This window comes from Pseudonocardia sp. ICBG162 (assembly GCF_020496225.1).
Classification (GTDB): domain Bacteria; phylum Actinomycetota; class Actinomycetes; order Mycobacteriales; family Pseudonocardiaceae; genus Pseudonocardia; species Pseudonocardia alni.
Genome location: NZ_JAHLJD010000002.1, coordinates 1 through 12,152 on the forward strand (window position 1 = coordinate 1; position 12,152 = coordinate 12,152).

Here is a 12,152-nt window from a genome sequence, read left to right on the forward strand (position 1 = left end):
GGGCGGTGTCAGGCGGCGTGCACCGCGGCCGTCGGGACGGTGGCGGCGGTCGTGGGCTCCGGCAGGGCCAGGAGTGCGTCCGCGATCCGGCGCGCGGTGCGGCGGACCGCGACCGCGGGCAGGCCGTCACGGCTGCCGTGCACGGTGGCGATCACACCGGCCGGGGTGTCGATCAGCAGGTCCTCCCGCTCCGTCGCGACGAGGTCGTGCAGGACGGTACCGGCGGTGCGGGCCGCAAGGGTGAGCGCGATGCTGCCGGTCACGGCGAGTGCCGGGTGGGTGCGCCCCATCGACAGCATGCGGACGGCCACGTCGGAGCGGCCCGGCGCGCCCTCCGCGACCAGCGCCAGCTTGGGGACGGCGCGGGCGGCGTCGCGCGGGGTGTCGGCCAGGCCCATGCGGACGGCCGAGGCCCGGCGGAGCACGTCCAGCCGGTCGAGCAGGCCCGGCACGGCGTCGATCTCGGCGGGCGACTCGTGCCCGGTGATCCCGACGGCCGCCGCCGGGACGACGACGACCGGGGCGCCGGCGTCGACGAGGGTGACCGGCACGCCGTGCACGACGTCGGCCGGGTTCCCGCTGGGCAGCAGCGACCCGGTCGTGCGACCGGCCGGGTCGACGAACCACATGCGGATGCCGACGCCGGGGGTCGGGACCCCGGGGATGTGCTCGTGGCCCTCCTCGACGACGCGCCCGCCGGGGGTCGGCACCTCCAGCACGATCAGCTGGCCGGTGTTGGTGTTGTGCACGCGGACCTCGGTGACGTCCCCGGTGGGGACGACCCACCCGCGGCGCAGCGCCCACGGCCCGACGACCGCGGAGCAGTTCCCGCAGTTGCTGGTCCGGTCGACCCGGCCCTCGGCGATGCCGACCTGGGCGAAGGTGTAGTCGACGTCCGCGCCGGGCGGGGGCTGCGGGAGAGGACGACGGCCTTGCTGGTGGTGGACGTCGCGCCGCCGACGCCGTCGATCTGGCGCGGGTCCGGCTGCCGTAGAGCCGGAGCAGCACCTCGTCGGCGGTGCGGCCGTCGACCCGGAGGTCGTCGGCGTCGAAGACCCAGCACTTGCTGGTCCCACCGCGCATCCACGTGGCGGAGATGTCTCGCATGGCTGCTCCCGGGGTTGCGGCGCGGCCGCCGGGGGTCGGCGACGTCGTCGACGGTGACGCCGACCGACGTGCAGCACAATCACGAGTTGTGGCACCCTCGTGAAGTCCTGCTTCAGGATCACGAATGCCGAAACGGAGCGAAGGACCGGCACGACCTCGTGATTATGCAGTTCATCAGCGTGAAGCAGAACTGCACGACCCCCAGCAGAACGCTGATTCACAGACTCCTCGTCATCGGTCGCTTCGCGCGGCCGACCGGCCCCGGAGGCCCCGTGCTCGACGTCCGACGGCTCGCACTGCTCGCCGCGGTGCTCGACTCCGGCTCCATGACCGCGGCCGCCGATCAGCTCGGCTACTCACCGTCGGCGGTGTCCCAGCAGCTGCGCCGGCTGGAGAAGGAGGCCGGCCAGCCGCTGCTGCAGCGCCAGGCCCGCGGGGTGCTTCCCACCGAGGCCGGCGCGGTGCTCGCCGGGCACGCCCGGCACGTGCTGCGCCGCCTCGAGGCCGCCGAGGCGGACCTCGCCGAGCTGGCCGGGCTGCGCCGCGGGACGCTCGCGATCGGTACGTTCCCGACGATCGCGAGCGCGCTGATGCCGCGGGTCGTCAGCCGCTTCCGCCGCCAGTACCCCGACATCCGGCTCGACGTCCGCAGCGCCCGCCACGACGAGCTGATCGCGATGCTGGAGAGCGGCCGGGTCGGGATCTCGCTGCTCTGGGACTACGCCTGGGACCGGGTCGACCCGGCGCAGTTCTCGCTCACCCCGCTGCTCGACGACCCGACCGTCCTCGTCGTCGCCGACGACCACCGCCTCGCCCGCCGCCGCAGCGTCACCATGGCCGAGCTGGCCGACGAGGACTGGATCGTCCGCGCCCACGACCACCCGGTGGCCGAGGTGCTGGAACGCAGCTGCCGGGCCGCCGGTTCTCCCCGCGCATCGCCTTCGAGGCGAACGACTACCAGGAGGCGCAGGCGATGGTCAGCGTCGGCGTCGGGGTGGCGCTGGCCCCGCGGACGGCGGTCAGCGCACCCCGTCCCGACGTGCGGGTGCTCGGCCTCGGACGGGAGGCGCCGTCGCGGCGGGTGCTGCTGGCGCACCGGCCGGACCGGCTGCGGGCGCCGGCGGAGCTGGCGATGCACCAGATGCTGGTCGACGTCGCGCGGGAGTACCAGACGCAGCCGTGAGCCCGGGACGGTCGCACCGGTGTCCCCGTACCTCCCCGCGCCGGCGCTCTCAGCGCCGCCACAGCACCGGCGCGGGACAGTTGCGCGGTGAACACCGCCGATGCACAGCAGGCCGCGGGACTCGTCCTGACACTCGGATGGCTGCTCGTCGCGGTCGTCCTGTTCGCCCACCGGGCGGGCCTGGTGACGTCGGGCCCGCTGATCGGTCGCGATGTCCGGGTCCCCGGCCCGTTGCTGTGGGGATCGGGTGCGGCGGTGGCGTTCTACACCGGGCAGGCCGTCGTCGTCGACGCGGTGGAGGACGCCCCGAACCGCATCGTCGCCGGTGCCGACCGGCCGGTACTGGACTGGATGATCGCCCACCGCACCCCGGACCTGACGGCGCTGATGGAGGCGGTCAGCCGCTACGGGGGTACGAACGGGACGCTGCTGCTCGCGGCGGCGGCCGTCGCCGTCCTGCTGGTGACGCGTCGCTGGTGGGACGCACTGGCCGTCGCCGTCGCGACCGGCGGTGTGGCGGTGCTGGTGCCGACCTTCAAGGACCTCTACGGCCGCACCCGCCCGCCGGTGGCGACCCAGCTGGTCGTCGAGCCCGACCTGTCGCTGCCCTCCGGCCACGCCCTCGGCGCGATCGTGGTCATCGGGATCATCGCGGTGGTCCTGGGGCGCGCGGTGCGGTCCACCGGGTGGCGGGTCGTGGTCGGCGCCGTCGCCGCCGCCGCGGTCCTCACGATCAGCCTCAGCCGGCTCTACCTGGGGGTGCACTGGGTCACCGACGTCGCGACCAGCTGGACGCTCGGCGGGGCCTGGCTCGCGGTCGTCGTCACGGGTCTGATGTGGGTGACCGGACGAGGCTCGGGTTCCGGCGTACGCGGTCGTCCGGTCCGGCGTCCCGGACCGCTCGTCGGGGGCTGACCAGCTCGGCGCGCAGCACGCGGCCCGGCGCGGGCGACGACCTCGTCCCGCATCGCCGGTCACGGACTCGGAGTGGTCGGGGCGGTACGCGAGGTCGACCGGTCCGGTACCGGCTCGGCCGGGATCCTCGTCTCGAGCACACCGGCCTCGACGGCCTTCGTGGACCTCGCGCACCAGGGCCGATGCCTCGCAGGGGTCCGAGTTCGCACGGATCCGCTCCGCCACCCCGGCCGGGCCCACCGCCCGGACGGCGGTCCCTCGGGCAACCGCCCTATGGATTCGCCTCGGCTCGGCCCGCCCCGAGGCTGCCCACGCGTGCCGCCGTCCCGTCGACGATCTCGGGATCCCGCGGCCCGTCGTCGCGGGTTCCCGTCGCGGGGCCGTCCGGCCGGACGCCGGCAGAGCCCGGCGCGTGGGCGGACCGGTGCGCGGGCCGCACCGGCACGCCACTCGGGCGGAGGTACCGCGCGCGCGACCCGTCGCTGCTGATCTGGATCTGTCCCCGCAGGACAAGCTCCCCGTCCAGTTTTGTCCGTCGGTTCCATCGGAGCACGTGGTGATTGGCGGCACTGTGACCCACACGACGCCGAGGTGCCGTGACCGGCCGGCCCCGCGGGACGTCGCCGGTCCACCCGAGTTCAAGGAGGAACTTCCATGGCCGAGGTACTGGCCGAGGGCTACAACGTCTTCGACACCGGCAAGTCCCCCAGCGGAACCATCAAGTACCTGTCGTCCCCGGCCGACGTCATCTCGCTGATCCAGTCGGGGAAGCTGCAGGAACACATCCTCCTGGTGCAGGGCGGCACGACCACCTTCCTGGCTCCCGCGCTCAGCATGGGCGCCATCGGTGTGATCACGATGTCCGGTGCTCCGGAGTCCCACCTGGGGATCCTGTCCCGCGAGTTCCAGACGCCCTGTGTGATGACCGCCCACCTCACCAGCAGCGACTCGCGCTACGTCGTCGGCAGCACCGACCCGTCGCACTTCGACGAGATCGCGACGGCCCTCGACGGCCGCAAGGTCCGCCTGGACTGCACCGACGGGGAGGTCGGCCGCGTCGTCGCCGACGACTGACCCGGTCCCGACAACGACCCCCTTCCACGACGCCGACGAACCGGGACAGGAGCACAGCGCAGTGACCGCAACCGAGGGCAAGAAGGCGACCTACAAGCAGCGATACGAGGAGGGCGACGACGGCCTCCGGTTCCAGGACCTGACCTACACCGGCAACTTCGTCGGCCTCGAGCCCGTCACCGACGGCATCAAGGGCGACAAGATGCTGAAGGAGCGCGCGAAGTCCGGCGTGCTGGAGAAGGTGTCCAAGGAGGACGTCCTCAAGGACCGGTTCAGCATCGACGAGCTGAACGACCTCAACAACTACCTGGCCTGGAACATCTGGGACGTGCTGGTCATGCGCGCCACCGAGGGCGTCAGCGGCATGATCCCCCGCCAGGAGTACGAGATCCTGGCCTTCATGCACGAGTTCTACCGCTGGCCGGAGATCCTGCGCATGACCACCAACGAGGTGGGTGCGCAGGGTGTCATGGACATCGGGGCCAGTGCGCGGCGCGAGATCGGCACCAAGGTCAACTCCGTGCACGACTGGTGCATCGGCGCCGTCGGGTTCGGCATGGGCCGGTGCGGCCTGCTCGCCCTGGAGGCCATCGGCCCGGACGACTACGTCGCCGAGTCCAACGAGATCCTCAAGTTCATGCAGCGCGTGCTGTGGGGCAAGCGCCAGGACGGCTACATCCTCAACTCGCAGGACCGCTACCGCTGCCGGATCCACGAGGAGGACTTCCTGCAGCAGCTCACCTCGCAGATCGAGCCCCTCGACCACGGCAGCCCGAAGCACGCGGCGTTCACCCAGTTCAACGCCGCCACCGAGCTGCTGGCCTTCCTGCACCACTACGACAACCGGCTCGGCCTGGGCGACACCGGGCCCTACGAGCTCCCCGACGGCACCCTGCTGATCCTGCGCGACCTGTTCGTGAACGAGGAGATCTACCACTGGTCGGACGTGAGCGAGGACGCGAAGCTCCCGCACGCGTACACCCTGGCCATGATCATCGACCCGGAGAAGATGGGCCTGGAGGAGATCCGGGTCAACGACATCTCCACGACCTTCACCCGCCCGAAGAACTACATCGAGGCCATCATCGGCGGCGCGGTCTTCGCCCGCGAGAAGTGGGACACCCCGATGGGCGAGGTGTACCCGATCGCCGTCGACGACCTGTCCGACCACCTGGGCCGGGTCCAGCAGGCGACCCTGAAGCTGTACACCAAGACGTCGAAGATGTGCCGCCGCGACCTCATCTGGAACGGGCAGTACGTCTACTACATCGACATGATCCTCCCGCACCTGCGCAAGGCGGGGACCTACGAGAAGGCCTGCCGCGACTACGACCTGTGGGAGATCGACCAGCGGGTCTCGAACTACTACTACGAGATCACCAAGCGCGGCTTCGCCCAGGAGACCGTGCCCAGCAAGATCTTCTCCGGCGCCGGCTACCTGCCGTTCTCCGACAAGGCCGACCTGCGCAGCTCGAAGGGACGCTGGCTCTAGACCCGCCGCACCGGCCCGCCCCGCGGGCCGGCCCGCCGACGAGCCGACCGGACCGGGCGGCGTGGCGCTCCCCGCCACGCCGCCCTGCCACGTGAAGGGACACCCATGTCCGCAGCCGTGCTGGACAAGACGGACTACGACGTCCTCGACGTCGTCGCCCTGAAGAAGATGGCGACCGCCCAGGTCGTCGCGGCGGCCTCCGGCGTCGCCGCCGACCGTGTCGACGCGGTGCTGGAGGATCTGGCCGGGCGGGGCCTCGTCGTGGTCGCCGGGGGTGCGGCGCTGCCGACCGACGAGGCGGAACCGGCGCTGCGGGCCGCCGCCGCGGAGCACTACGCGCGGGTGCGCACCGACGACGACGTCCTCGCGCTCGTCGACCGGTTCGAGACGACGAACACCCAGTTCCTCACCACGATGTCGTCCTGGCAGCAGATCGACGTCGGGGGACGGAAGGTCACCAACGACCACACCGACCCCGACTACGACGACAAGGTCATCGCCCGGCTCGAGAAGCTGGTCGCCCGCCTCACCCCGCTCCTGGAGGCGCTGGCCGCCTTCGACGCCCGCTTCGCGCTGTACGGCCGGCGGTTCGAGGCCGCGATCGGGTCCGTCGACGAGGGACGGCACGAGTTCGTCTCCTCGCCCACGATCGACTCGGTGCACAACATCTGGTTCGAGTTCCACGAGGACCTGCTGCGCACCCTCGGCCGGGAGCGGACGGAGTGACCGTGGCCGAACCGCAGAGCGCCGGGCGCCCGGGCGTACCGGCCACACCGGGCTTCACCCGCACGTTCGCCGAGGCCGATCCCGCCGATGTCGACCGGCTCGGCGGCAAGGGGAGCGGTCTGGCCCGGATGAGCCAGCAGGGGCTCCGCGTCCCGCCGGGGTACGTCATCGGCACCGACGCGTGCCGTCGCTACCTCGCCGAGGGGACGCTCCCGGCCGGGCTGGCCGACGAGGTAGCGGCCCGGCTCGCCGAGCTCGAGCGGGACTCGGGGAAGACCTTCGGCGCCGGTCCGACCCCTCTGCTGCTGTCCGTGCGGTCCGGGGCCCCGGTCTCGATGCCCGGGATGATGGACACCGTCCTGAACCTCGGCATCGGGCGGGAGGCCGCCGTCGCGCTGGGCGCCGTCACCGGGGACGCCCGCTTCGTCGCCGACCTGACCGCCCGGTTCCACGCGATGTACGCCGAGACCGTGCTCGGCGCGCTCGACCCGGGCGAGGGGTGCGACGCGCTCGTCGCCGCCGTCGACCCGGCCGAGGAGGTGGGCGCGGTGTACGACCGCATCTGGTCGGCCTGCGAGGCCGCGCTGGAGGAGTCCGACGGCGAGTCCGTCCCGGCCGACCCCACGGCCCAGCTGTTCGGCGCCGTCGAGGCGGTCTTCCGGTCCTGGAACACCCGCAGGGCCCGGACCTACCGGGAGTTCCACGCCATCCCGCACGACCTGGGCACCGCCGTCGTCGTGCAGTCGATGGTCTTCGGCAACCTCTCCGACGACTCCGGCTCCGGCGTCGTCTTCACCCGGAACCCCGCCTCCGGCGAGCCCGGCCTGTTCGGCGAGTACCTCGCGCACGCCCAGGGCGAGGACGTCGTCGCCGGGACGAGGACCCCGGACCCGGTCGACCGGGCACTCGCCCCCGCCCTGCTCGACGAGCTGCGGCGCACCTGCGCCGACCTGGAGCGGGACCGGGGCGACGTGCTCGACATCGAGTTCACCGTCGAGCGGTCCACGCTCTACTTCCTGCAGGTCCGCAGCGCCAAGCGCACCCCGGAGGCGGCGGTGCGGATCGCCGCGGACTTCCTCGCCGAGGCACGCGTCGCCCCCGCCGTGGCCCTGCGCAACCTCAGCCCCGAACAGGTCCGCCAGGTCCAGCGCCCCGGCTTCGACGACGACGAGGTCGCCCGTGCCCGCGCCGGGGACCGGCTGCTGACCACCGGTATCGGGGCCTGCCCCGGCCAGGTCAGCGGGGTCCTCGTGCTGGACCCGGACCGGGCGAAGGAGCGTGCCGACGCGGGCGAGGACGTCATCCTGGCCCGCGCCGTGACCAGCCCGGCCGACCTGCACGGGATGATCGCGGCGAACGGCATCGTGACCGCCACCGGCGGCTCCACCAGCCACGCGGCGGTCGTCGCGCGGGCGCTCGGCACGTCCTGCGTGGTGGGCGCGTCGGCGATCACCGTCGACGAGGCGGCCCGCACCCTGGTCGTCGGCGGCCGGACCGTCGCCGAGGGCGACGAGGTCTCCCTCGACGGCGCCGGCGGAGAGCTGTTCCTCGGCCGGATCAGCACCGCGACGCCCGCGGCCGCGACCGGGGCGCTGGGCTCGGTGCTCGCCGCCGCGGCCGGGGCCTCGGGCTGCGAGGTGCTGGTGCGGGTGACGCTGCCCGCCGACGTCGCCCGCGCCCGCGAGGCCGGCGCGAGCGGGCTGGTCACCGCCGTCGACGACGTCCTGGCCGCCACCGGCCACCTGGACGGTCTCGTCGAGGAGCTGCTGTCCGACGCCGGGGTGCAGGAGCGCTTCGACCGCGTCGCGGACCTGGTGGAGCAGGAGCTCACGCCGCTGCTGGACGCGGCGGGGGACCTGCCCGTGGGGGTCCGCGCCGTGGACCTCGTCGCCGACGAGGCGCGGGAGCTGCTCCAGCAGACGGCGGTCACCACCCGGCACCCGGAGCTCGCCCTGCCCCTCGGCCGCCCCGCGCTGGTCGAGGCCCAGCTGCGCGGCCTGACCCGGGCGGCCGCCGCCGCGGGCCGCACGGGTGGGGTCCACCTCGCGGTGCGGCACCTGTCCGACCCGGCCGAGGCGGCGGCGCTGCGTGCGCTGGCGACGGAGGTGCCGGGCGCGGTCGCCGTCGGCGCGTACCTGACCAGCCCGCGGGCGGCCGCCGGTGCGCCGGACATCGCGGCGTGCGTCGACGTCCTCTGGGTCGAGGTCCGGGCGCTGCAGTCCGCGGTGTTCGGGATCCCGGCGCGCCAGCTGCTGACCTCCGACCCGTTGGACGACTACCTGCGGCGGGGGCTGCTGTCGGTGGACCCGCGCACCGCGCTCGACCCGGTCGTGCGGTCGCTGCTCGGCACCGTCGCGGCGGCGCAGCGGGCGGACCTGCCGGTCGGCATGCGGCTGTCGGGGGAGGTCCCGGAGGAGGCGGCCGCCCAGCTGTACGGGCTCGGGTTCCGCCGGTTCGCCGTCGACGTCGACGGGGCCCGGCCGCTGGTGCTGGCACTGGGGAAGGCGGCCCTGGGCGACTGAGGCCCGGCGGCCCCTCGCCCGGGGCCGGAGCAGCGCGGCGGCCCTCCCCGGACCGGGGAGGGCCGCCGCGGTGTCCGTGGCACGGTCAGCGGCCGGCGGGCACCAGGAGTCCGTCGCGGAGCTGCCGCGGCACGGACGCGGCGATCCCGCGCCGCCGCGCCCAGCCGTGGGCGCCGCCGTGGTCACGGTCGAGCGCGGCCAGGAACCCGCGGATCGTGTACTCGCGTGCCTCGTAGACCGCGGGCGGGACGACGTCGATGTGGTCGCGGTAGCGCGGCCAGGTGCGGAAGCGCTCGACGATCCGGACCATGTTGGGCCCCGAGCGCAGGTAGTCGGCGACGATCTCGTCGTCGTCGACGCCCAGCAGCCGCAGCAGGAGCGCGGTGACCAGCCCCGTCCGGTCCTTGCCCGCCGCGCAGTGCAGCAGCGTCGGGCGCCCGGCCAGCGCGGCGACCACCCGCACCACCGTCGCCAGCGGCGACGCCGGTGACGACAGGTGCTCCAGGGAGAACGACAGCGACTGCTCGTGGGCGGGCAGGTCCGAGACCGGGAGGTCGAGCAGGGGCGCGTTGAGGTAGCCGACCGGCCGCAGGGCGAGCGGCCCGCGGCCCTCCTCGACGGCCTCGGTCCCGCTCCGCAGGTCGACGACCAGCTCCAGCCCGAGGCCGGACACCAGGTGGTCGACGTCGGCAGGGGAGAGCGCCTGCAGGGTGTCGCTGCGGAACAGGGCACCGGGCCGGACCCGCAGGTCCGGACCGGCACGCAGCCCACCGAGGTCGCGGAAGTTGTAGACGCCGTCCATCCCGCGGGGCGGGGTCGTCATCCGCGCACCACCCGCCGCACGGCGTCGAGCAGCTCCTGCCCGGCGGCCGGGCCCGGCGGCCCGGGAGGCGCCTCAGCCAGGGGAACGGAACCCGAGCCGGGGGCGGTCCCCGCGACACCGGCCGCGGGAGTGAGGCCGGCCGCGGCGGTCCGGCGCCGGTCCCGGCGCACCCGGGCCGCGCTGCTCAGCGGCGCCCGGAGCGGGTCGCCGCCGCAGCCGCACCCGCAGTCCCCGCCCCCGGCCGAGGCGTCCCGCACCGGCGCGCCGGCGTCGTCGGACGGCTCCCGGGCGGAGCCGGTGCGCGGAGGGGTCGCGCAGGCGGGGGCCGTACCGCCGGCCGGGACCGCGCAGGCCCCGCCCGGGGGCAGCGCGGCGGCGTCGCCGAGCAGGTGCGCGGTGATCTCCTGCGGCCACAGCGCGACGAACTCCGCCCCGGCGGCGAGCAGCTCGTCGGGGGAGTGCATCCCCCACGCCACCCCGACCGCGCGGATGCCGACCTCGACGGCGTCGCGGACGTCGCCCGCGGTGTCGGTGACCAGCACCGTGCTGGTGAGGTCGGGGGTCTGCAGGCGGCCGCCCTCGTCGTAGTCGGCGGAGCAGCGGCGCCCGTAGGAGTTCGCGGCGTCGGCGAGGAAGGTGCGCATGGCGGTGCGCTTGTCGGGGGCGACGTCGCCGCCGAACACGTGCGCGAAGCAGTACGCCAGGTCGTTGCCGGTGAGCACCCGTCGCATGACCTGCATCGCGTTGGACGACATCACCGCGAGCGTGCAGTGCCCGGCGAGCCGCCGGACGACGTCGGCGACCCCCGGGACCAGCGGCGGGTCGTACTCCTCGCGCAGCAGGGTGAGGAAGGCGTTCTTCACCTCCGCCGCGTGGGCCTCGTCCCGGCAGAGCTTCGCGATCGAGTCGTAGACGTTGCCGCGGAAGAGGTCGAAGTACTGCTCGGGTCCGTCCACCCCCAGCCCGAACCGGTCGTTGATCGTCGAGAACACCGTCCAGGAGGCGATGCGGGTCTGCACCAGCGTCCCGTCGAGGTCGAACAGCACGGCCTCGACGGGCGGCGGGGGAGTGGGGGTCACGTCCGTGGCCTCATCTCCGGCCGTGGGCCCTGTCGTAGACCGCGCCGAGCTCGCCCATGCCGACGAAGTCCATGCACTCGCCGTAGGCGGTGCGGCCGTCGAGGTCCCAGCGCAGCAGCGCGTTGTGCCCGACGACGCCGGGCTGGGACTGCCACGGGAAGGTGGTCAGGGCCTGGCCCTCGGCGTTCCAGACCCGGTCGGCGGAGTCGGTGACGCTGATCGAGATCCGTTCCGGGTAGAGGTGCGAGCGCTTCGTGACGCCGCCGCCGGCCTTGAGCCCGCGCAGCTCGCCGTTCTCGACGACGTAGCCGTGGGTCAGGCGCAGCGGCGACTCGCCGTCCGGGCCGTTGTCGGTGGAGAAGTCGAACAGGCCGTGCAGCACGAGGTCGGTCCCGGCGTGGGCGTGCATCCAGCTCAGCCGCGAGGTCTGCCGCTCGGCGCGCACCCCCCAGCTGTGGTCCATCGTGGACACGCAGTCGATCGGGGTCGTGACCCCGCGGAGCCGGATCTCGCCCTCGTAGTGCCCGGACTGGTCGAAGTGGCCGGCGTAGGCGTGGCCCCAGGTCTTGGCCATGTCCTTGCCCGCGGCCAGCGGGTCCATGTCCGGGTCGTTGATGTCGTAGGGCTCGTGCAGGGCGGTGTAGCGGAACCGGATCTCCAGGTCCGCGGCCGGGTCGGAGTAGGAGACGTCCCAGATCCGGTGCGGGTCGGTCGCGACGACCTTCAGGCCGTTGGCCAGCTCGTAGTCCAGCAGGTTCGACGGCTGCGGCACGACCAGGTGCTCCCAGGCGTCCCAGTAGTCGGCCTCCCAGGGGGCCCGCACGCGGCGGCTGTTCACCGAGACGGTGGAGCCCACCACGCCCAGCGGCTCGCGGAACAGCCCGTAGAGGCCGATGTTCATCGGCCGGTCGGTGTCCTGGCCCGCGTAGAGGCCGAAGTAGTTGGTCTCGGCCCAGAGCGGGTCGTCGCTGGTCGGCGGGTGGAACTGTGCGTCCTCGGGGCGGATCACCGATGAACCTCCTGGCGCGCGGGGGCCCGGTGCGGCCGGGCCGTGGTCTACGTCCTGCACGCTCCCGCGGTGCTCCCGGTCCGGCCACGGCGCCGAAGGACAACGGCCGCCGGTCACGTTGTCCGGAACGGATAAGGCTGCGGGGATCGTGCCGGTCCTACTGTCCCGGCAACGGTGGTCCGGCTCGCGCCGAGGCCACCCGGCTTCTACCGACGGAGGTGG

General features: G+C 73.8%; 8 protein-coding genes and 2 pseudogenes. 6 read left to right on the top strand and 4 right to left on the bottom strand.

Annotated features, from left to right (window positions below; all coding sequences use genetic code 11):
- Positions 1-8 precede the first annotated feature (8 nt).
- Positions 9-1,087, bottom strand: a pseudogene (locus KPL60_RS00065) (PrpF domain-containing protein).
- A gap of 346 nt (positions 1,088-1,433) precedes the next feature.
- Here KPL60_RS00065 and KPL60_RS00070 point away from each other — a divergent pair.
- The 6 genes and pseudogenes from KPL60_RS00070 to KPL60_RS00095 all read left to right on the top strand — a co-directional run bounded on the left by KPL60_RS00070 (position 1,434) and on the right by KPL60_RS00095 (position 9,019).
- A pseudogene (locus KPL60_RS00070) lies at positions 1,434-2,290 on the top strand (LysR family transcriptional regulator).
- 87 nt (positions 2,291-2,377) lie between these two features.
- Complete coding sequence (locus tag KPL60_RS34370) at positions 2,378-3,205, top strand: phosphatase PAP2 family protein (RefSeq protein ID WP_226364480.1); 828 nt, start codon at positions 2,378-2,380, stop codon at positions 3,203-3,205.
- A 654-nt stretch (positions 3,206-3,859) separates the two neighbouring features.
- The gene (locus KPL60_RS00080) at positions 3,860-4,279 is read left to right on the top strand and encodes a PEP-utilizing enzyme (protein WP_178375381.1); all 420 of its coding nucleotides are present in this window, start codon (positions 3,860-3,862) and stop codon (positions 4,277-4,279) included.
- A 61-nt stretch (positions 4,280-4,340) separates the two neighbouring features.
- On the top strand, positions 4,341-5,771 hold the full coding sequence (locus KPL60_RS00085; protein ID WP_208825840.1) for a hypothetical protein: 1,431 nt from the start codon (positions 4,341-4,343) through the stop codon (positions 5,769-5,771).
- A 105-nt stretch (positions 5,772-5,876) separates the two neighbouring features.
- Complete coding sequence (locus tag KPL60_RS00090; protein WP_178375379.1) at positions 5,877-6,497, top strand: hypothetical protein; 621 nt, start codon at positions 5,877-5,879, stop codon at positions 6,495-6,497.
- Between the two features lie 2 nt (positions 6,498-6,499).
- Positions 6,500-9,019, top strand: a complete 2,520-nt coding sequence (locus tag KPL60_RS00095) for a pyruvate, phosphate dikinase (RefSeq protein ID WP_226364481.1) — start codon at positions 6,500-6,502, stop codon at positions 9,017-9,019.
- An 85-nt stretch (positions 9,020-9,104) separates the two neighbouring features.
- Here the strand turns inward: KPL60_RS00095 and KPL60_RS00100 are convergent, their stop codons facing one another.
- The 3 genes from KPL60_RS00100 to KPL60_RS00110 are packed head-to-tail and all read right to left on the bottom strand — an operon-like array spanning position 9,105 to position 11,930.
- Complete coding sequence (locus tag KPL60_RS00100; RefSeq protein WP_208825835.1) at positions 9,105-9,842, bottom strand: tyrosine-protein phosphatase; 738 nt, start codon at positions 9,840-9,842, stop codon at positions 9,105-9,107.
- A complete protein-coding gene (locus KPL60_RS00105; RefSeq protein ID WP_226364482.1) occupies positions 9,839-10,921 on the bottom strand; it encodes an HAD family hydrolase in 1,083 nt (360 codons plus the stop codon). Before KPL60_RS00105 ends, KPL60_RS00100 begins: the two co-directional genes overlap by 4 nt.
- A 10-nt stretch (positions 10,922-10,931) precedes the next feature.
- The gene (locus KPL60_RS00110) at positions 10,932-11,930 is read right to left on the bottom strand and encodes a hypothetical protein (protein WP_226364483.1); all 999 of its coding nucleotides are present in this window, start codon (positions 11,928-11,930) and stop codon (positions 10,932-10,934) included.
- Between the last annotated feature and the right edge of the window lie 222 nt (positions 11,931-12,152).